Origin of the sequence: Paenibacillus sp. MMO-58, assembly GCF_037146255.1 — a bacterium.
Taxonomy (GTDB): Bacteria; Bacillota; Bacilli; order Paenibacillales; family Paenibacillaceae; genus Pristimantibacillus.
This window is the reverse complement of sequence record NZ_JBBCVY010000002.1, coordinates 768,189-789,188: the sequence shown is the minus strand read 5'-3', so window position 1 is coordinate 789,188 and position 21,000 is coordinate 768,189. Positions and strand designations below refer to the sequence as shown.

Genomic DNA, 21,000 nt, shown 5'->3' with positions numbered 1-21,000 from the left:
CGCCGTTAGCCTTGACAATAACGCTGCAGGGATAGCTCTCTGCAGCGTTATTTTTTATGACGCGAGTCGTTTTTTCAGCGAGCGCCCCCCTTTTCACTTAGGTTTCGCTTCAAAGGGGAACAGTTTCCGTGCCGCCTCCATAAAAGCTTTTACCGCGATAGTGCAGTCCTCCAGAGGACCGGAAGCGATATGAATATCCCGGTAAGCTGCGGGAGAGATCTGCTTCAGAACGATTCCCGGGGGCAGGTCCAGAAGGGACAGCTCGGACATGACGGCTAGTCCTTCACCCGCCAGAATCATCTGAAGCGCGGTTCTGTAGTTGTAGAGAATGTATTTAATGGTTGGCGATTCTCCGGCGCTATCAAACCACTTTAAGACCGGGGGCTCATAGCCGGCTTTGCATATGAGCATGGGTTCGTCCCGTAAATCCTCGGGACTAATAATCTCTTTCTCATTAAGCGGATGATCTTCACGCATAACCGCATAAATTCCCTCGCGGTAAAGGGGATAAGAATGCGCCGTCTTGTCGGACGGGATAAGCAGGCCAACGTCAATTTCGCGGTTATCCAGCCATTCCTGTACATTGGCGATCGTACCTTCAACGATGCTGAATTCCAGGTTGGGATATTTTTGCTTCATATGGCTGATCAGTTTTGGCACAAAATAAGTAGCGGCAACCGGGAATGCTCCGATACGGACGCTGCCGGTTTCCATTCCTTTCTCGCTTGCGATTTCCTGATCGATCTTATCATACCCTTGAAGAATTTCGCGGAAAGTCCGGACAATCCGCTCTCCAATAGGAGTAAGAGCAACTCCATGACGCTTGTCCCTGATCAGCAGCGTAACCCCGAGCTCGCGTTCCAAGGTCGTAACGGCACGGCTGACAGCCGGCTGTGTCATATTCATTTTCTCTCCGGCGGTCGTAAAGCTGCGGGTCTCCGAAATGGCAACAATCAATTGAAGAAGTGATTTATTCATAACAGATTTGATATCTCCTTCATGATTTATATTCATTTTATTTATGACCAAGTTTATTGTAACATGATTATAGACCAAGAGAAAGAAAGACCTGGAGGAGTTTAACCAGGGAGAGGAGAGTCTTAGTATGAAAACAAAAGCATGGCTTTTTCTAGTATTAGCGAATCTGTTCTGGGCGGGGAATTTGATCTTCGGCAAGTCGGTTACGGCCGATTTTCCGCCGATCTGGGCAGCCTTCTTAAGATGGGCAATCGCGGCTGCAGCCTTAATTCCGATGGCTCAGCTTATTGAAAAACCAAACTGGAGGAAGGTGTGGAGAGACAACTGGGGGATCTTGTTATTCCTGTCGCTTGTGGGCGTCGTATTCTACACGCTGCTTACCTACACCGCTTTGCAGCACACCTCGTCAACAAATGGCAGCCTGATTAACAGCTTGACTCCGGCGGTTATGATCGTATTGTCGCTGCTGTTCCTGAGAGAAAAAATTACGTTGTGGCAAGGAGCGGGATTGGTATTATCCTTCCTGGGCGTGCTGACGGTATTAACGAAGGGGCATCTGCTAGGCGTATTTCGCACACCTTATAATGAAGGAGACGGCATCTTGCTGATCGCGGTGTTCTTGTGGGCAATCTATTCGATCATCAGCAAGCGAGCGCAGCATCTTCCACCCATTACGTTTGTGGCCTTTACTGCGATTATTGGCGTCGTATTCATGATTCCGCTGCTGTTTATCCAGCCTTTAGAGATTGACCATATAACAGCTCTTGGAGTAACGGGAGTTATTTATCTTGGCCTTTTCCCTTCCATCGGTTCGTTCCTGTTCTGGAACCAAGGGGTCAAACAGCTTGGACCCGGCAAAGCCAGCATTACGATGAATCTGATGCCGATCTTTACCGCTATCCTCTCCGTACTGACGGGCCAGCAGCTGCTAGCTTCCCAAATCGTAGGCGGAGTTATCGTTATCGCAGGGATGCTGTTGTCGGCGAACCTTATTAAACGGTCGGATAGAGCTGGCACCAAACAGATAACTAAACATCAGACTGGCGTTATATAAAAAGTTGGCGGTTCTCAAAGTTTTCGCTTTGGGAGCCGCTTTTTTTTTGTCATGGAATGGACACGAATTTGCGATATTCACAGAAACGAAGAGTAGGCGGAATACGTAATGGATTCTATCGAAAAGGAGAAAGGAAGTGTACGAATGGAGCAATCCGTCCGGACATGGTTTCGCTGGATCAGCTATTTGGAAGCAATCTCTTTTCTAGTTCTATTGGGAATAGATGCCTTTGAAATACATGTTCGATAGTCCGGAGGCCGTTGCGGTAACGGGCGGTATTCACGGGTTCTTATTCTCTGTTTATTTGGTAGCTATCGCGGTGATGGCTGTTCTGTTCAAGTGGAAAATGATCCGTATAGCGGGAGCGATTCTGGCCGCCTTTTTGCCGTTTGGCCCGTTTGTTCTGGAACGAAGATTAAAGGTTAATGCTTAGCATGGTGTTAGAAAAGCCCGGGCTCTTTCCAATTTAGTTGGAGAGAGTCCGGGTTTTTCGTTTTTTGAGGTATGTATTATTTTTACCGACAAAAACGTATTTAAAAGCGATAATAATTTATTGCAAAACAATAAATACCATGATAATATCTAGACGGTTATCTATTGCGATATTTATTGTTTGGGAGGCTATCGAATCCATGAACAGCGAACCTGTTATCAGTCTGCAGAATGTAACAAAGCGGATAGGGAGAAAAAACATTATCGACGATCTTACCTTTGACGTGCCGCAAGGCGAAATATTTGGTTTCCTTGGGCCAAACGGTGCCGGCAAGACAACGACCATCCGCATGATTGTGGGCTTGATGTCGATTACAAAAGGCCAAATTCTGATCAAGGGGAAAAATATTAAAACGGAATTCGAACAGGCCATCCGGCATGTGGGTGCCATTGTCGAAAATCCGGAGATGTACAAATATTTGAGCGGCTATCATAACCTTATCCATTATGCCCGTATGATCCCTGGCGTGACCAAAGAACGAATCGATGAGGTTGTTTCTCTTGTTAAGCTGGAAAGCCGCATTCATGAAAAGGTCCGAAAGTACTCGCTGGGCATGCGCCAGCGGCTTGGCGTAGCGCAAGCTTTGCTGCATAGGCCATCCTTATTGATTCTGGATGAGCCTACAAACGGTCTCGACCCGGAGGGAATTCGCGAGCTGCGCGATTATTTGCGGCACTTGACCCGTACGGAAGGCATTACGGTCGTTGTCTCCAGCCATCTGCTCTCGGAGATGGAGCTGATGTGCGACCGTGTCGCCATTCTTCAGCGGGGCAAGCTGATTGATGTGAAGCCGATTGATTATTTTACGCAAGGGAACGATCCGGTCCAAACCTATCAGATTGAAGCGCATCTGCCGGATCAGGCTATGGCTGTTATAAGGCGGGTTTCCGGAGTACAGGAGCTCTCCGTTACGGAAGAAGGGCTTATAGAGCTGACGGTGGAGAGGGAGCGCGTACCGGATATTTTGGAAGAGCTTGTCCGGAATCAAATCCGAATTTATGGCGTCAATAAGGTTCGCCGTTCCTTAGAGGATGGGTTCCTGGAATTAACGGGAGGTGGGCAGGCTGTTTAACTTAGTGCTTAACGAAAATATGAAAATCTACAGAAGGACTCGAACCTGGATCCTTATCGGGCTTATGGCTGCCTTTGTCTTATTCGGCAACATCATGATGTGGCATGACGGGAAGGACGCGCAAGGCGAAGGCTGGAGGGCGGAACTGAAGCAAGAGAAGCAATTGTGGAGCGATCATTTAAAAAGCTCTGACCTGAATGAAGAGAACCGAACTTACTATGAGGATAGGATTTCCGTCATCGACTATCATCTTGAGCATAATATCCGGACGACAAAAGGAACGATTTGGGATGGGATTAATGAGTCCGCGAATCTAGGGATATTGATCACTCTATTTACCATCATCATTGCGGGAGATATCGTAGCCAGCGAATTCGCAACCGGAACCATTAAGCTATTGCTCATACGCCCGGCCAGCCGAATTAGAATCCTTGTCTCCAAGTATATCTCTATCCTGCTGTTCAGTATGGTCCTGCTGCTTACTTTGTTCGTCCTATCCGTCGTACTGAACGGAATTCTGTATGGCTTTCACGATATGGATTTGCCCTTGGTCAACATAAAGGATGGACATATCGACGAAAAAAATATGTTCCTGCATCTATGGGAAACGTATATGCTCAATGGCGTGTCTACTATTATGTATGTCACGATAGCGTTTATGATCTCGTCGGCTTTCCGCAGCAGCGCGATGTCCATCGGATTTTCCATCGGAATTCTGTTTGCGGGCAATATATTGCTGCAGTTGCTGCAACGGTATGAGTGGAGCAAATACTTGTTATTCGCCAATACGGATCTAACGCAGTATTTGGAGGGCAGGTCTTTCCAGGACGGAATGACGCTTTCCTTCTCCATTATCGTTCTTGTTGTCTACTTCCTGGTGTTTAATCTCATATCCTGGCTGATGTTCACGCGAAGAGACGTGTCGGCCTGAATCAAAAAAAGATCGAATCCTTGGTATGTTCCAGGGATTCAATCTTTTTCTTATTTCCGATTTTAATTTACCGTCTCAAGCCCATCATATTGCCCGACGTATATCTTCTTAAGCCTCGATAGAAAAGAAGGATCCCTCCGGCGCACAAGAGCGCTGTCATGCCCAATGCACCGTACAAGAAGGGTAGGTCAATCTCGCGAATGAACGATACAGGCATGCTGCTGATGAAGCCGGCCGGAATGACGGTGAACAAGACAAGCCTGCCGAACCCTTTGAATATGGCGGTGGGATAAGTGGCAAAGACGAGCAGCGCGTTAAACAGCTGAAAGCTTAATCCTTCCGTATTGCCAAGCCAGAACGAGAGACAGCCGGCAATCACGCAGAAGAAAATAAAGATCATGCCGGAAATCAGCAGCGCTGCCGTAAATTTAACGATTCCAACAGGAGAGACATCGCCAAACCCTACAAAGATGAATATCGCAAACAGCAGATCGCCGATCGCGCTCACCGACATACGGCTGATCAGCACGTTCAGAAGCACCGGCTTAGGCTGAGCCAGGTAGACATCCAGTTGTCCGGTAGCGATCAGATTGGCTAGCCGGGTTGCATTGCCGAAGAAGACGGACATGATTCCGAATCCGCCCGAAGCGGCCGCCCACATCATCATAACATCCTGAAGCGTCCAGCCATTAAGCACGGGGAAACGTTTGAAATACATGCCCCAGAATATGATCCACACGATATTATTTACGATCATGGATCCAACCGTCAGGAGGAAGCTGAATCGGAATTCCATGGCACCCGCCAGGTTAAGCCTCCAGCTTGCCGCCGTGAACCGGAGCAGGCGCTTAAAACTGCCCGGCTGGTCATGCTCGGATATACCCGTATGACCCGTATGCGACTTGTCATCCGCCATTAACATTGAGCTTTCGCACCCCTTTCCGGTATAACAGCCATACCATTACCCCAATCATAACAACCCACAGCCACTGTACAGCAAGGGCGCCCGGAATCCCGTCAAGATGCATGCCAACTGCCGTGCGCGCCGGAAAATAAACGACGGTCTGAAACGGCAGCCAGTGACCGATTCGATGCAGGCTCTCCGGAAACAGCTCTAACGGCATCAGCATCCCGCCAATGGTAAACAAAATTTTGTTATACACGAATTCGAGCCCGCGGGTTTCCTCCACCCAAAAAGCGCTAAGGGCAACAAGCATGCCGAGCATAAAGTTAACAGTGAAACCGCCAAGCGCCATAATCGGAAGCCAAGCGAGGCCGATACCGACAGGAAGAGGACCAACAAGCAGCAAACCAATCGCTGAGCCTAGAATCAGGTTAATGACGTAACGGATAGCTACCTCGCTCATATATTCGGCATAGTGAAACGCAATGAAGCTGACCGGCCGGATGAGCTTGAAGGCAACGTCACCGCTTTTCACTTCCTCTTCGATCCGGGTACTGAGACTTGGAGTGGCGAGCACCATGGATTCGGTAAAGACGAGATACCACATCATCTGTTTAAAGGTATAGCCGTTAATCGTTGCGGTTCCTTCTCCCGCAAATGTCGTTTGCCATAATTGCATGAAAATATATAAGATCAGCAGCAAAAACACGGATCGTATTAGAAAATCAACGACATAGGCCAGCTGGCTGCGCAGCGTGATTTTACCGATAAACACATATTTCGCCGGCTTGGAGAGACGGATCACATAACCGCCTCCTTCGTGCGAAACGTCCCGTACATCCTTGTAATAATATCCTCCATCGGCGGATCCTGAACGGTCATATCGACGATGCGATGGCTCGCCATCAAGGTCGACAGGACGGATTCGATTGTTGTAAGTCCGGTGTCCACGCTAAGCGACAAGCGCGATCCATCCCGGCTCAGCACCTCCACGCCTTCAAGCGCCATATGCCCCGGATCATCCTCGAGCAGGAGCTGAACCGTCTTATGCGTCAGAAATTGCTGCTTCATGAAGTCGACCCGTCCGTCAAACACGAGTCCCCCATGATTAATCACAATCGCGCGGTCGCATAACTTCTCGACATCGCCGGCATCATGGGAGGTAAGGAAGATTGTCGTGCCTTCTTCGCGGTTCATCTCCAGAATCAGCTCACGGATTCTTTGCTTGACGACCGCGTCCAGTCCAATCGTCGGCTCATCGAGAAACAAAGCTTGCGGACGGTGAATGAGAGAAGCGGCAATCTCGCAGCGCATCCGTTCACCCAGCGACAACTTCCGCACGGGGGTATGCAAGTAAGGGCCAAGCTCGAACCGTTCGATCAGATTGTCGCGCCGCGCCTTGTAATCCTCCCGGCGGAGCTCGTAAATCCGGCTCATCAGCTCAAAGGTATCGAGAGGCGGAAGATGGTACCACAGCTGCGACTTTTGCCCGAATACGGAGCCGACGCGGTAAGCCAGCTTTGACCGTTCCGTCCACGGACAACAGCCCAGCACTTCCGCCTTTCCGGAGGTTGGATGGAGAATGCCGGTCAGCATTTTGATCGTTGTTGATTTGCCCGCACCGTTTGGCCCAAGGAAGGCGACCGTCTCTCCTTGATCAACGGAGAACGTAATGCCTTCAACGGCGGCTTTGTCCGCATAATGCGGCTTAATCAACGACTTGAGACTGCCGATAAGTCCGGCTTGCTTTTTCTTGATTTGAAAGATCTTCTCCAACTGCTCAACCTCGATAGACCTCACTCTACTCACCCCTTAGTTATTTTCCTGCAAAAAAGGGAAAGACCTCCGCAAAGTCTCGCCCTAATCTTGCAGGCGGAACTTTCCGAAGGTCTTTTATTCCTCACGGTGTAGCTTGGCGTCTACCCGCGCAAGCCGGCTTCGCTTGGTTCGCCATCCTGATGGAGTCGGATCCCTAGAAGCCCTTCCGAAAAACGTTTTCCACATATTAACATGATACGTCAGGTGTGGCAACAGCTTTTTGCTTACGAAATTTAATAATGCAAGAGCATTGCCACACGGCGTTTTCCTGTCTAAGATTAGGAGAATGGGAAGGGGACCGTTTACGTTATGTGGATCGTATTTTCAATATTTGCTGCCTTATGTTTCGGGTTGAGAGGAATTTTGTATCATTATACGAGCCAGCTACCGTTAAGCCGGACCGTACTGCTATGCGGCGTGTTCTCGATGGGAGCTGTCATCTGCGGAATAACGGCACTCTTGTCCGGTCAGCCTTGGACGGCATCGGCTCTTGTCGGCATTCAGATGGGCGTGTTCTCGTTTGTGGCGAATGCCAGCATGTTCAAGGGTTTTGCCGTCGGCAAAGCCTCGCTTGTTGCGATCATCACGGCGCTTCCGGCCGTTCTGGTAGTCATAGGTGCGTATTTGATGTGGGGAGAGGCGCTTAAGTATACTCAGCTGGCTGCCTTTGTCATTATTGTGGCGGGGATATTGCTTGTGCGCTATTCCAATGATCTGTCGCTGAAAAATCTGCAGGGCGCGCAATGGGGGCTTCTGTCTCTTGTCATGTTCGCGTGCAATGACCTATCCGGTTCCTGGTCAACCAAGCTCGAGGCACCGCTGTTCCCTACGTTGTTCTTTATGTTCACCTCGGGCTCCATTTGTTACGGCATTTGGTGGCTGAAGGACCGGCTGGCCAGCAGGAGATACAGCCTAGCTGCCGCAACGGCGGAGGCAACCGTGGCAGCTGCCGCCGAGAATGGCCGGAATCCGGGCAAAATGTGGAGCGAACGCCGCACCTTCCTGACGGGAATGCTGGTTGGCACGACCAACGCGGTTGGCATGATGATGATTGTAACGGCCTTTGATCATGGCAAGACAGGGCTTGTGTCCGCGGTAACCGCTTTGAATGTGCTCATCGTACTTCTCTATACCCGGTTTGTGGTGAAGGAGAGCTTCACCCGGCTTGAAATAACCGGAATGGCGTGCGCGTTTGGCGGCATTCTGTTCTTGCGGTTGGTTGCATAGAAAATAAACAGCTTAGCGCCATTCGGGTTCTTGAACCTGGATGGCGTTTTTTCTGCGCTGCGGGGAATCGATTGTTAATTATTTGAAAATTATAACTTGACAGTACATTCTGACGCGTATACATTTGTATACATAAAGAGAGATGTATACGAATGTATACATCGATTGAAGGAGGCATAGACATATGCGTAACGGGCAAGGACATAGAGGCAGGCATCCCTTCAAGGAGGACTGCAAGAATCGGGACGGAGGCAAGGCGCAAACGTTTCGTCGCGGCAGAGCGCTTGCTTTTCTGGAGAAGCTTACGATTACCCGTACAACGCTGCTGCGCCAGCTGAATGATCCGGCTTTTGAAGCGATTAAACCGGTAATCAGCGGCGAATTGAAGGCGACGGAAGCCATTATGGAAGAGTTTATTCACGTATTTCAGCTACACGAGCTGCCTGAGGAAGACATTCCTTCCGAAGAGGCTACGGCTGGGGAAGAGAGCGGCTCCGAATCCACTAATGGAAGTGATGAGTCTTGAAATCAGAAGGTGTATTAAAACCGTATTTCAGGCAGACCTGGCACATCTATCTCGGATCGTTCACCCTTCACGCGGCAGCCAGTATCGTATTCGCTTATTTCCCGAAGGTGCTTGGGGACTTTACGGATAAGCTGAAGGGCGGAGAGCTTGGCTCCCAGGATGTTGCGCACTTCAGCTTGATGCTGGTTCTGATTGGAGCGGGATATGCCCTGCTGGGAGGATACGGTCAATACCTGGTCATGTATGTCGGACGGTTGTTCGAGTACATGACCCGTCGTCGTCTATTTACTCATTTTTCCGGTCTTAGCGAGCACTACTATTCGAAGAACGGCGTCGGCAAAATGCTCAACTACTTCATGAACGACGTAACCGGGGTTAGGGAATCCATCTCCATGGGCATCAACCAGACGGCTATGGCTTCCATGCTGCTCGTCTCCTGCGTAGGAGCGATGATTCTTAGCGATATTCCGCTCTATCTTATCGCTGCTTCCGTAGGACCTCTTATCTTCATTCCTTGGATTGTCATCAAGATTGGTCCGGTTATCCGTCAGCGTTCCCGCAAAGTGCAGGAGGCGCTTGGCACGATGACCGAATCGGCGGAGGAGCAGTTTGGCGGGATTCGCGTAACGAAGAAGTTTGCGGTCGAACCTATCATGATTGAGCGGTTTGGCGCCAAGGTCGATCAGATCAAGACCAACCAGCTGTCGCTGGTACGGATCAGCTCGCTGTTCCAGGCGACGGTGCCTTTTCTTGGCAACCTGTCTCTCATTGTGTCACTGGCCTACGGCGGTTATTTAACGATAAAAGGCGATATTTCGCTTGGTAATTTCGTTGCGCTGACGCTGTATGTACGGATGCTGATGAATCCGCTGCAGCAAATTGGCAACGTTATCAATACGGTTCAGCGGTCGCGCGCATCCTTGCAGCGGCTTAACGAATTAATCGCGGTTCAGCCGGATATTATGGAGACCGATCATGCGACGACGGTTAATCTTTCCGCAAGCCCGATTCGGATGGAGGATTTGACGTTTACTTATCCCGGTGCTTCACAGCCTTCGCTGCAGCATATTGATCTTGTTATTCAACCCGGGATGACGCTTGGCATTGTAGGACGTACGGGCAGCGGCAAAACTACGCTCGTCAAGCAGCTGCTCCGGGTGTATGATCCGCCTGTCGATGCCATCCATATCGGATCTGCGGATATACGGGAAGTCACGCTTGAGAGCCTGCGCACGCAGATTGCTTACGTCCCGCAGGACGGCTTCCTGTTCAGCACAACGATTGGCGAGAATATTGCTTTTGCACGGCGGCAGGCCGGTCAGGGCGAGATTCATGCGGCCGCCAAGCAGGCACGTATTTACGACAATATTGCCGAGTTCCCGGAAGGCTTCGGGACGAAGCTGGGAGAGAGGGGCGTCACGTTATCCGGCGGGCAGCGTCAGCGAACAAGTCTGGCGCGCGGTTTTATCATGCAGGCACCGCTTATGATCCTGGATGACAGCGTCAGTGCCGTTGACGCGGTGACCGAATCCGAGATTGTGCACACGATTCAGCAGGAGCGTCAAGGAAAAACAACCATTATTATCGCGCACCGGCTCAGCGCTTTGAAGCATGCGGATCTCATCATCGTATTGGATGAAGGGAAGATCGTTCAGCGGGGCAAGCATGAGAAGCTGCTTGCGGAACCTGGACCTTATGCCGAGCTCCATGCGATTCAAGAGGAGGGAAGCCAATATGCCGACAGCCGTTAACAACTGGCAGATGGACCAGAAGTCCGGCAATGGCAATGGCAAGCAGCCTAAGCCGCAATACAAGTCCGCTTTTCGCATACTGAAGTCTTATATTAGCCCGCATAGGAAGACGTTCACGCTGGTAGCCATCTGTACGATTATCGCGATTGCCTCCGAGCTGTTCCAGCCTTATTTGGTTAAAATCGCGATCGACGATAACCTGATGGTGGGCAAGAACGATTACGGCAGCTTGATTGCGATCTGTGCGATTTATCTCGGCCTGTCCCTCTCAAGCTTGTTGTTTACGTATTTGCAAAATAACCTGCTGCAGGATGCCGGCCAGAGTATCGTAGCCCGCATCCGGAAACAGCTGTTTGAGCATATTACCAAGCTCTCGATGTCTTACTTCGATAAAACGTCCGGCGGCAGCCTCATTACGCATGTATCGAGCGATACCGAGGCGGTTAACCAGTTTTTCAACCAGGTCTTGCTGACCCTGCTGAGGGATGGCCTTACGCTGGTTTCCATTCTGGTCATGATGTTTTACCTGGATACTACGCTAGGGCTGTACTGTCTTCTTCTGTTGCCGATTATTGCGCTTATCGCCATTGGTTTCCGGTCCTTCATGCGCACGACGTATCAGATGGCACGGACGCGTTTGTCCCGCCTTGTAGCGTTTGTTGCGGAGAATCTGGCGGGCATGAGCTTGATTCAAGTCTTTCACCAGCAAAAGGCGCAAGGCGAATTGTATAAGGAGCGGAACGAGGATTATTTCAAGGCCAATGTCCGCGAGATCCGTACGGCGGTTACGTTTAACCGGACCTTCGATCTGCTCGGGAACCTGACCATTGCTTTTGTGGTCTGGACCGGGGGGAAGGCCGTGCTTGGACATACGATGGAGTTTGGCGTATTGTATGCATTTATTACGTACATCCGGCAGTTCTTCCAGCCGATCAACGCCATTACCCAGCAGTGGAATACGCTGCAGTCCGCTACGGTAGCGGTCAACCGGATTTGGGGCGTTCTCGATGTCGAGCCCGATATTAAAGACACAGCCAAGCCGGTGAAAATAAACCATGACGCCGTGCAAGGACGCGTGGATTATAACAAAATCTCGTTCAGCTACGGGAATGGCACTCCGATCTTCCGCGGACTTGATCTCCATATCCGTCCAGGCGAGATGGTCGGAATCGTCGGTACGACCGGAGCGGGCAAAAGTTCGCTTATGAGCTTGTTATGCCGCTTCTATGACGTAAACGAAGGCAGTGTTCAAATTGACGGGAACGATGTCCGGCATATTCCGCAGGCGGAGCTTCACCGGATTGTAGGTCTGGTACAGCAGGAGCCTTATCTGTACGCGGGAAGCATTATCGACAACGTCCGGATGTTCGACGAGTCGATCTCCCGGGAAGACGTTATCCGCGCATGCGAATTTGTCGGAGCGGATCAATTGATTAACCGTATGCCTGGCGGCTACGAGACGAAGCTGTCCGAACGCGGCAGTGGATTATCTGCCGGCGAGCGGCAGTTGATCTCTTTTGCCCGGATTATCGTGTTCCGTCCAAAGATTCTGATTCTCGACGAAGCGACGGCGAACCTCGATTCCCAGACGGAGCAGCTTATTCAACGAGCGCTGCAGGTCGTATCCGAGGGCCGGACGACGATCGTGATTGCCCATCGCTTGTCCACCATAATGCACGCGGACCGGATTATCGTGCTTAGTCACGGAACAATCGTCGAATCGGGAACTCATGCCGAGCTGATTGAGCAGCAAGGCGTGTACGAGGAGCTGTACCGCCACTCGCAAGGCGAGGCGGCAGCAGCCTCGGAGGAATCCTCGCCGGAAGCGCAGACGATCCCTTAAACGCGCGAAAATAAAGAAGCTGAAGCTCTTATCGAAGAGAGCTTCAGCTTCTTTTATAATTAACTAGTTCGTTTGCGGAGCCAAGCTCATCTCCACGCACATCAGGATAAAAGCACCTGCGCCATGCAGATCGTTCTCGCTTGTTGGGCGGGCAATGTAGTGGGCATAATCGCCGATGCCCGTGCCGATGCAGATTTGGCCGATAACGACATGGCCGTTGTCATCAAGCTTCAGCGTATCGATTACTCCTTGGTAACCTTTCCACGCGTACTCCAAATATTGCGGATCCAGGTAACCGAATCGCACGGCTTTGGCGATGGCATGCACGTAAAGGGACGTGCAGGAATTTTCAAGCCAGTTATCCGGCAGATCCCCTTTATCGACAACCTGATACCATAAGCCCGTAGCGGAATCCTGGTATTTGATAAGCGAGATCAGCAGATTCTGCAGGATCGCCACAAGCGCTTCTTTATCTTTGTGATCCTCCGGCAGGTATTCGAACATTTCAAGCAGGGCAACCGGATACCAGCCAATCGCGCGGCCCCAGAATTCGGGAGCAAGACCGGTCTCCGGATCGGCCCAGGAAGCTTCCTTGGTCTCGTCCCAGCCATGATAGAGGAGTCCGGTAACCGGGTCCTTTGTATGCTTTTCCATCAGGATCGCCTGATAGGCCATCAAGTCAAAATAGTCGCTTTCGCCAAACGTCTTGCCGTACTGAACGGCAATAGGCCCAGCCATATACAACCCGTCAAGCCACATCTGATTCGGATAATGCTCTTTATGCCAGAAGCCGCCGGAAGGATTCGTTTTCCATGACTTGATCAGCGGCACAAGGTAATGCAGAGCTTTCTTATACCGTTCGTCCCCAGTTTGTTCATACAGATTATACAGGAGGACGCCGGGCTGAATGTCGTCAAGCTCATCCGGTTTATGCTTCTTGATGCGGCCATCCTCCAGCACCTGGCTGTCCACCCAGCGTTTCAGATACTCATAATACTTCGAATTTTGCGTTTCTTTCCAGCATTTCTCCATCCCCGATAAAAAGACGCCCTGGTGATAATGGAACCGATCCGGCGGCAGTTGTTCCGGCTCGAATCTGGCCATTAATGCCTCGCAGGCTTTTTCTGCCCATTGAATGGGGGAAAGTACGGTTTTGATCATTTATATAAGCCTCCCTCTTGGTATAGGCTTATGCTAGCACGAGGAAATGTACATTTTTTGCAGAAAAGAATGAATTCTTCTTATATCTTGCTGTAAATATGTCGAGGCGTATAATAATAGAAAAGGAAGCTGGAGGGAGATGGCTAACGATGGGAGATTTCCAATACGATAACGGAGAAGGAACCTTCTCGGTATCTTACCGCAAAGCCCGGAGCCATAATATGCCCGTCAGCCATTTCCATAGCACCTATGAAATCTTTTGCCTGATGTCCGGGAAACGGGAGTTTTTTATTAAGGACCGGACCCTTGTTATTCATGAAGGGGATATCGTTATTATCCCACCGAATATTCTGCATCGGACAACCAATACGGAAACGCCGGAGCATGAACGGCTTATTGTCAATATTCACGAGAAGCATATGGCTGCGGGGAGCTATATGGATGTCCTGCATCCGTTATTCGAGAAGGAGTATCTGATTGTTAAATGCACGCTTCAAGACCGGTTAGCTATGGAGACAATGCTGCAGACGATGATTACGGAGATGTCGGAGAAAAAGCCCGGCTTCGAGCTGTACGCGTTGACGCTGGCCCTGCAGATGCTTATGATTTGCTGCCGGCATGTGAAGTCAAGCAGAGTGGAAACTTTTGAATCGCCAAGCCCGATGCATGAGCGTATTTCGGAGGTTGTACGGTATATGAACAGCCATTACATGAATGAGCTGTCGCTTCATTTGCTGGCGGAGAAGTTTTACGTAAGCCCTTATTATTTGAGCCGGTTTTTTAAGGAAGCCACCGGTTTTACGTTCGTGGAGTACTTGAACAGCGTCAGAATCAAGGAAGCGAAAAAGCTGCTGGAGCAGTCCTCCATGAAGGTTAATCTGATTGCGAAGCGGGTCGGATTCGGCAGCGTAACGCATTTTGGCCGTGTGTTCAAATCCGTTACCGGATACGTTCCTTTGCACTATAGAAAAGGAAAATAGGGCATAGGGAAGGCTGTCTTTATTCTTAAAAGTTCACAAGCTTGTCACTTATGAAGAGGGTGTCCGAATCTCTATAATGACAAGGAGAACAGAAAGGATGATGATAGTGCCAACGAATAAGAGACAAGAGTTTTACTTTGGATTAATGATGGTGACGGGGATGGCACTGGTCATGATTACGTATAACCTGATGCGTAATGACTTGTTCGCAACGCTTTCTTCGGGAGAAGTGATCCTGCAATACGGTTTAGGATTTTTGGTTGCGTTTGTGGTTGAGATGTTTGTCGTAGGACCCCTTGCGAAAAAAGCCGCCTTCGCGCTGCCTTATGATAAATCGAAGAAATTGTATGTGATCTTGGCGCTTGCCTTCTGCATGGTGACGGGTATGGTGCTGAGCATGTCGCTCTATGGATTGATCAGTTCTTCCTTGGCGGACAGCTTGGGAGAAGGATCGTTAATCAAACATTATTTCACGATTGTCCTTCATAATTATGTGCTGGCTTTTCCGCTTCAATTGATTGTCATGGGACCGCTGGTACGTTTCTTGTTCAGTAAATTCGTCGCGAAAAGTTCGATGAAGCTAGCCTCTTAATAGAAAGGCCGTGAGTATCCAATGGGATGCATCGCGGCCTTTTTTGTACCCTATTAGAAATTTATGGTAGAGTAGTGTGAGAGGTGGAATGGATGAACCGTTACAAAGAATCTATCAACGAGCTCAACGAATGGGAGCTTCGTGTTGTATTAAATGAATTAATTGATGAAGCCGAGATAAGCTCCGATTCAGGCAAGCTTTTGCAAGTTATCGATGACCGGATTGCGGATGCCCGTTCGAAGCGAGAGGAGGCCGAACGGCTTCAACGTCATGTACATATTGTATTTAGTCTTTCGGATGCGGGCTCTTTGAAGGTCGCGCTTAGTGAAGCCGGCAGAAGGCAAGAAAATAAGGTCTTGGCATTTAATGACCTGTTCTCGATCGGTCCGATTAAGCATTTGGAACAGCCGGAAGGACAACGGAACAGGCAGCGATGGATGCTGGACCGGTTTTCTCCGTTCCGAGTTTTGAACGATCGCAACAGAGAATCTCAACTAGATCATATGATAGAGGAATTAAGAGCGATTCCCGAGGAGAAATCCGTTATCGTGTGGTGCTCCAATAATTCGCATGACCAGACGGGAGTGCGGCTTGTTATGCACTTGTTAAGGGACCGGCAGGAGCAAGTTCAGCTTGTTAACTTTACGGAAAGCCTTCAGGACATGACGATTCCGCCAATTGCGCAAGCTTTTGTAGATCCGAAAGTCTATCGCGATATGGTGAGTAACTATGAAAATGCGAGACTTCTATCTTCCTGGGAACGGCAGCGATATATCGCGGAATGGGATGAGCTATCGAATTCAGATTATGAGCTTCGCCTTTGGCAGAGCGGGGAGATTAAAGGCAGCGAGATCGAAGCGATTGACGGAATTATTGTATCCGCCGCGGTGTCCGCCGTTCAAGAAAACGGCGATGAAGAAGGATTCGTGAAAGCCGGAACGGTTGTGGCGAAGGTGTTCGAGCATTATAACCAGGTTATTGGAGACGGCTTTATCGAATACAGGATATGGAGCTTAATCAGCAACGGAGTCTTCGAATTCAGAGGACTGCCGGGGGCGTTATATCAATATTTCATTAAACTAGGATGATAGAGAGGGTGAAGCGGAGTGCCGAATTCGATGAAGGAATGGAATGAAGAGTTAGAGGAACGAAGAGAAAAGGCATCCGAGAAAGAGTATTTGGATCGCAGGCATGATCAACTGCAGCGGTTGCTTCGGAACGCAGCCAATCAAATCGTGATTCTAACAGCCGAATTCAATAGAGAACAAGAGGATGTTAACAAGCTCGAGCGGAAATCCTGGACCAATTTAATAACTAGCATACTGGGGAATAAGGAAGAACGGCTCCAGCAAGAGAAGCAGGAAGCGCTCGCTGCGGCCCTTAAGCTGCAGGAGGCTCACACGGCAAGCGAGAAGCTGGAGCGGGAGAGGGGAGAGGTTGCGGCAAAGCTGGCTGCGGTACAAGATGCTGCGGACCTTTATAACCGGACTCTTCTGCAAAAGGAACAATATATGCGCAGCTCCGTTCCGGAGGCTTCTTCCGAGCTATCCAAGCTGGATGAGCAATTGTTCCGGGAGCAGGCGGAAGCGAAGGAGCTGCGTGAAGCGGCATCTGCCTGCAGAAAATTGGTTGACGCCTTAAGCAACGCAAGCGAGAAGCTGGATTCCGCCAAGCATTGGGGAACGCATGATATGCTTGGCGGAGGATTAATCAGCACTTCCATTAAGCATTCCCGAATAGACGATGCGCAGGATTATATTTATGAAGCCCAGTACCATCTTCGCCAGCTTCAGATGGAGCTGAAGGATCTGAAACGTACAGCGGATCTATACGTCGGAGTAGGGGCTATGGACAAATTCGCTGACTTTTTCTTTGACAGCTTCATTACGGACTGGATCGTTCAAGGCCAAATCAAATCTTCCATTAGCGAAGTAGAGTCCCAGTTATCGGAAGCAACAGGCCTGCTTGTAGGCTTGGATAACGAAGTGAGAGCATCCGAAGGCAGGCAGCAATCGATAAGGCAGCAAAGAGCCGCATTTATTGAGCTTTATTCGTAATTAACGATAGTTAATCCAGAGCTCCGGACGACAAGTCCCGGAGCTCTTTTTTTTCGTGTCATGGCGCGCTATTATTTGAAGCGATTTTCGGAAGTCATTTAAATAGAGTTTTATGTCGTAATCTTGTAGTCGAATCTTCCGATTTTCATTGAATAAAGGTGGAGGTAGATAAATATCTATGAACTATAACCGCATGGAAGCGCTTAACCAAGGGTGGTTGACTAATAGGGAGGGATTACGATGGCTCGCGGTAAAAGATTCTGGTCCATTTCCACGTCGCTTGTTCTGTGTTCAACCTTGCTGTTTGCTTGTTCGAATAACGCGAACAACACAAACACGCCAAGCAGCAGTCCAAGCACTTCGGCTGACACAGGCACGAAAGAGACGAATGCTGGTTCAACAAACGACGGGAGCACAACGGGGAATACGGAGAAAAAGGTCATTACGATAACTTATCGCGATGACGGCATTGGCGAGCAAGGCGTCATGTACAAATGGATTCAAGAGCTTGCGGCGAATTTCCCGGACAAAAGCATAGAGATTAAGGCTACTCCAATCCAGGCTTCCGAAGGAGACTATTTCGCCAAGATTGCTCTTGCGCTCAAGTCGAAGGATACCGCGCCGGATATCGTAACGGAGGATACGTTTATACTGAACTCCGACGCCAGCGCGGGATATCTGACGCCGCTGGACGATAAAGTAAGCGCTTGGGAAGACTGGACGAACGGCTCCTTCATCGAAGCGCTGAAAAAAGGCGTTACCGCCAGCGACGGCAAGGTGTACGGCGTTCCTTACAATACGGATTCCCGCGGTCTTTGGTACAACAAAGAGCTCTTTAAGAAAGCGGGATTGCCGGAAGAGTGGGCACCTAAGAACTGGGATGAAGTGCTGGATGCAGCGAGAACCATCAAGAGCAAGCTGCCTGACGTCGTGCCTATCTGGATGAACATGGGCAAGGCAACCGGCGAAGCCACTTCCATGCAGACTTACGAAATGCTTCTCTACGGCACCGGCGAGAGACTTTACGATAACGACACCGGCAAATGGATTACGAAGAGCCAAGGCATTAACGATGCGCTAACGTTTATCCAAACGATAAACAAAGAAAAGCTTGGACCGCCGCTCTCGAAGGTTCTAAACGGTCAAGCGGGCAATACGGCTACCCGTGAATACTTGCCGCAAGGCAAGCTGGCGATCTCGCTCGACGGCTCTTGGATTACCGGCAACTATTTGGACGGCGGCGCCGCTCCATGGCCGGAGTACAAGGATGTCCTCGGCTTCGCGCCAATGCCAACGAGCAAAGGCCAGGCACCTGGATCCATCACGCTTGCCGGCGGATGGGCATTGTCGATCCCTGCGAACGCGCAGCATAAAGACGAAGCATGGGAAGTTATCAAATTCGCTCTGAACAAAGAAAACTCGAAGAAGCTGGTTATCGCATCGGGCAATATTACCGTTCGCGCGGACGTTGGTTCGGATCCGGAATATACCCAAATGCCTTTTAACCAAATCGCAACCGACTATCTGAAAAATGCGGAGTTCCGTCCGGCGCAGGATAAATATCCGGAAGTGTCGACGCAAATTCAGACGATGGTCGAATCCGTTGCCTCCGGTACGTCAGCGAAGGATGCCGCGAACAAATACGCGCAGGATGTGACGCGTATCGTAGGCGCGGATAAGACGGTGGAAAAATAATAGAAAACGGCTTGCTCAAGCATTTCCTTCAGATGCGGATGCTTGAGCAAGTCTTCTTTTCTGAAGGCGGAGGAGGTAGACGAGAATGAGCAGTATAGCCTTAAATGGCGTTGAAAAGCGAAAGCGGACATGGACGTGGCTGTATTTTTTGCTGCCCTCCGTGGCCATTATGCTTGTGTTTTTTATTTATCCGATTCTGCTGACCGTATTCTATTCCTTTACCAACCTGGCTCTAACCGGCGAGGCGGCCAAGAATCTGAATTTTGTCGGCCTGGATAACTACACGCGCATGTTCGAGGATCCTACGGTTCGGACGAGTATATGGAATACGCTCGTATTCCTGATTGGTTCGGCCGTAATCGGCCAACAGGTGCTGGGGTTCTTGATTGCGCTGCTGATGAAAAACAAAAACAAATGGTTCCGGAGAATTATCGGCACCATCGTATTGGCTGGCTGGGTTACGCCTGAAATCGTGTGCGCGTTATGCTTGTACAGCTTTTTCGCCGATGAAGGAACGCTTAACGCGATTATTACCTCGTTTGGATTCACTGAAGTCACCTGGCTGTACACGGTACCGATGATTACGATCATCCTGGCGAATATTTGGCATGGCACAGCGTTCTCGATGCTCGTATTCCAGGCCGCTCTCGATGATGTGCCCAGCGAGATTGAAGAGGCTGCCATTGTGGACGGCGCTTCGAAATGGCAGGTGCTGATAAGAGTAACCATTCCGTATATCAAGGACTCCATCACAACAAACGCGATGCTCGTTACGCTGCAGACGTTAGGCGTGTTTGGCCTCATCTACGCGATGACGGGCGGGGGACCGGGTACGTCAACAACCACGCTGCCGATCTTTATGTATAATCAAGCTTTCGTCAATTACCAGCTTGGTTACGGCACGGCCATCTCCTTATTGCTTCTGTTCATCGGCATTATCCTAAGCTTGTTCTATATCCGCTCAATGAAAGAGTAAACGGACAAGGAGAACAATTGTATGAGTGCAAAACAACGCAAATGGATCTTTCAATTGCTGCCCTATACCATATTGACGGTTATTGGGATTTGCTTTCTGCTGCCGCTCTTATGGGTGCTTGTGGCATCCGTTGATGCAAACGCGCTGCAGTCTCTTAAGACGCCTTCCCATCTGACGGGGAACAACTATATCGATGTTCTCACCAACAAAGACAATCAGCGTGCCTTCCTGATCGGCCTCTTGATGTCCGGCAGCCAAGCTGTATTGGTTGTTATACTCGGACTTCTGGCGGCTTATCCGTTGTCGCGTTATCAACTTAGATACAAGAAGCCATTTATGCTGACGATCCTGTTCATGACTTCTTTGCCGATTACCGCCGTAATGGTACCGGTCTATCAGCTGTTTCTTACCTTGAAGCTGTACAACAATATTTTTGGCGTTATCCTTTTCTTTGTCGCTTCGGCGATGCCTTACGGCATATGGATGCTCAAGAACTTCATGGATTCCGTGCCCTCGGAGCTGGAAGAAGCGGCATGGATCGATGGAGCTTCCGTGTTTGTCGGCATAAGGAAGGTAGTCGCCCCGCTGATGATCCCCGGCATCTGCACGGTTGCGATCTTCACTTTCTCCGGAAGCTGGGGCAATTTCTTCGTGCCGTATATCCTGCTGCAATCGCCGGAGAAATTCCCGGCCTCGCTCAAGATCTACCAGTTCTTCGGGCAGTACGGCATGGCGGATTACGGCAAATTAGCCGCTTTCTCCGTCATGTACGCCATTCCGTCTGTGGTACTGTATATCTTATCCCAGCGCTTTATGTCCAAAGGCTTTAGCATGCAGGGCGGGATGAAGGGGTAGGAAGAGGACGACAGGAGTGCGAAAACGAGAGAAAACCTTAAATGGCGATGGCCGTTTAAGGTTTTTTTGTGTTCCAACTTTTGGTCA

20 protein-coding genes are annotated in these 21,000 nt (G+C 49.9%); 15 read left to right on the top strand and 5 right to left on the bottom strand.

Annotation, left to right across the window (positions count from 1 at the left end; all coding sequences use genetic code 11):
* Window positions 1-93: 93 nt before the first annotated feature.
* Window positions 94-978 carry a LysR family transcriptional regulator gene (locus WFJ73_RS09400; RefSeq protein ID WP_336772771.1) on the bottom strand — a complete coding sequence of 295 codons (885 nt, stop codon included), beginning with the start codon at window positions 976-978 and terminating at the stop codon, window positions 94-96.
* A 127-nt stretch (window positions 979-1,105) separates the two neighbouring features.
* Here WFJ73_RS09400 and WFJ73_RS09395 point away from each other — a divergent pair, with 127 nt between their 5' ends.
* From WFJ73_RS09395 to WFJ73_RS09380, 4 genes are all read left to right on the top strand, one after another.
* Entirely contained in the window at window positions 1,106-2,032 is a 927-nt protein-coding gene (locus WFJ73_RS09395) for a DMT family transporter (RefSeq protein ID WP_336772770.1), read from the top strand.
* A 238-nt stretch (window positions 2,033-2,270) separates the two neighbouring features.
* Window positions 2,271-2,465 (top strand): DUF3817 domain-containing protein, encoded by a 195-nt coding sequence (locus tag WFJ73_RS09390; protein ID WP_336773090.1) that lies wholly within the window; start codon window positions 2,271-2,273, stop codon window positions 2,463-2,465.
* Window positions 2,466-2,664: 199 nt separating this feature from the next.
* A complete protein-coding gene (locus WFJ73_RS09385; RefSeq protein WP_336772769.1) occupies window positions 2,665-3,597 on the top strand; it encodes an ABC transporter ATP-binding protein in 933 nt (310 codons plus the stop codon).
* A gap of 4 nt (window positions 3,598-3,601) precedes the next feature.
* Window positions 3,602-4,528, top strand: a complete 927-nt coding sequence (locus tag WFJ73_RS09380) for an ABC transporter permease (protein ID WP_336772768.1) — start codon at window positions 3,602-3,604, stop codon at window positions 4,526-4,528.
* A 67-nt stretch (window positions 4,529-4,595) separates the two neighbouring features.
* Here the strand turns inward: WFJ73_RS09380 and WFJ73_RS09375 are convergent, their stop codons facing one another.
* From WFJ73_RS09375 to WFJ73_RS09365, 3 genes are read right to left on the bottom strand one after another with little or no spacing between them, the layout of a single operon-like run.
* Window positions 4,596-5,450, bottom strand: coding sequence for an ABC transporter permease (locus WFJ73_RS09375; RefSeq protein WP_336772767.1), 855 nt, complete (start codon window positions 5,448-5,450; stop codon window positions 4,596-4,598).
* Window positions 5,434-6,237 (bottom strand): ABC transporter permease, encoded by an 804-nt coding sequence (locus WFJ73_RS09370; protein WP_336772766.1) that lies wholly within the window; start codon window positions 6,235-6,237, stop codon window positions 5,434-5,436. The genes WFJ73_RS09375 and WFJ73_RS09370 overlap by 17 nt, the downstream gene beginning before the upstream one ends.
* Window positions 6,234-7,232 carry an ABC transporter ATP-binding protein gene (locus WFJ73_RS09365; RefSeq protein ID WP_336772765.1) on the bottom strand — a complete coding sequence of 333 codons (999 nt, stop codon included), beginning with the start codon at window positions 7,230-7,232 and terminating at the stop codon, window positions 6,234-6,236. The genes WFJ73_RS09370 and WFJ73_RS09365 overlap by 4 nt, the downstream gene beginning before the upstream one ends.
* A gap of 327 nt (window positions 7,233-7,559) precedes the next feature.
* Here WFJ73_RS09365 and WFJ73_RS09360 point away from each other — a divergent pair, with 327 nt between their 5' ends.
* The 4 genes from WFJ73_RS09360 to WFJ73_RS09345 all read left to right on the top strand — a co-directional run bounded on the left by WFJ73_RS09360 (window position 7,560) and on the right by WFJ73_RS09345 (window position 12,597).
* Window positions 7,560-8,477, top strand: coding sequence for an EamA family transporter (locus WFJ73_RS09360; RefSeq protein WP_336772764.1), 918 nt, complete (start codon window positions 7,560-7,562; stop codon window positions 8,475-8,477).
* A 184-nt stretch (window positions 8,478-8,661) separates the two neighbouring features.
* A complete protein-coding gene (locus WFJ73_RS09355) occupies window positions 8,662-9,003 on the top strand; it encodes a hypothetical protein (protein ID WP_336772763.1) in 342 nt (113 codons plus the stop codon).
* Window positions 9,000-10,754, top strand: coding sequence for an ABC transporter ATP-binding protein (locus WFJ73_RS09350; protein ID WP_336772762.1), 1,755 nt, complete (start codon window positions 9,000-9,002; stop codon window positions 10,752-10,754). The genes WFJ73_RS09355 and WFJ73_RS09350 overlap by 4 nt, the downstream gene beginning before the upstream one ends.
* Window positions 10,738-12,597, top strand: a complete 1,860-nt coding sequence (locus tag WFJ73_RS09345; protein ID WP_336772761.1) for an ABC transporter ATP-binding protein — start codon at window positions 10,738-10,740, stop codon at window positions 12,595-12,597. The genes WFJ73_RS09350 and WFJ73_RS09345 overlap by 17 nt, the downstream gene beginning before the upstream one ends.
* Window positions 12,598-12,660: 63 nt before the next feature.
* On the opposite strand, the gene WFJ73_RS09340 is transcribed toward WFJ73_RS09345, so the two are convergent.
* Window positions 12,661-13,758, bottom strand: coding sequence for a glycoside hydrolase family 88/105 protein (locus WFJ73_RS09340; protein WP_336772760.1), 1,098 nt, complete (start codon window positions 13,756-13,758; stop codon window positions 12,661-12,663).
* Window positions 13,759-13,907: 149 nt separating this feature from the next.
* Here WFJ73_RS09340 and WFJ73_RS09335 point away from each other — a divergent pair, with 149 nt between their 5' ends.
* The 7 genes from WFJ73_RS09335 to WFJ73_RS09305 all read left to right on the top strand — a co-directional run bounded on the left by WFJ73_RS09335 (window position 13,908) and on the right by WFJ73_RS09305 (window position 20,913).
* Window positions 13,908-14,738, top strand: a complete 831-nt coding sequence (locus WFJ73_RS09335; protein WP_336772759.1) for an AraC family transcriptional regulator — start codon at window positions 13,908-13,910, stop codon at window positions 14,736-14,738.
* Window positions 14,739-14,835: 97 nt separating this feature from the next.
* Window positions 14,836-15,330 carry a hypothetical protein gene (locus WFJ73_RS09330; protein ID WP_336772758.1) on the top strand — a complete coding sequence of 165 codons (495 nt, stop codon included), beginning with the start codon at window positions 14,836-14,838 and terminating at the stop codon, window positions 15,328-15,330.
* Between the two features lie 92 nt (window positions 15,331-15,422).
* On the top strand, window positions 15,423-16,418 hold the full coding sequence (locus tag WFJ73_RS09325) for a DUF1835 domain-containing protein (protein WP_336772757.1): 996 nt from the start codon (window positions 15,423-15,425) through the stop codon (window positions 16,416-16,418).
* A gap of 30 nt (window positions 16,419-16,448) precedes the next feature.
* On the top strand, window positions 16,449-17,387 hold the full coding sequence (locus tag WFJ73_RS09320; RefSeq protein WP_336772756.1) for a hypothetical protein: 939 nt from the start codon (window positions 16,449-16,451) through the stop codon (window positions 17,385-17,387).
* A 240-nt stretch (window positions 17,388-17,627) separates the two neighbouring features.
* On the top strand, window positions 17,628-19,082 hold the full coding sequence (locus WFJ73_RS09315) for an ABC transporter substrate-binding protein (RefSeq protein ID WP_336772755.1): 1,455 nt from the start codon (window positions 17,628-17,630) through the stop codon (window positions 19,080-19,082).
* A gap of 85 nt (window positions 19,083-19,167) precedes the next feature.
* Window positions 19,168-20,058, top strand: a complete 891-nt coding sequence (locus tag WFJ73_RS09310) for a carbohydrate ABC transporter permease (RefSeq protein WP_336772754.1) — start codon at window positions 19,168-19,170, stop codon at window positions 20,056-20,058.
* A 21-nt stretch (window positions 20,059-20,079) separates the two neighbouring features.
* The gene (locus WFJ73_RS09305; RefSeq protein WP_336772753.1) at window positions 20,080-20,913 is read left to right on the top strand and encodes a carbohydrate ABC transporter permease; all 834 of its coding nucleotides are present in this window, start codon (window positions 20,080-20,082) and stop codon (window positions 20,911-20,913) included.
* Window positions 20,914-21,000 lie beyond the last annotated feature (87 nt).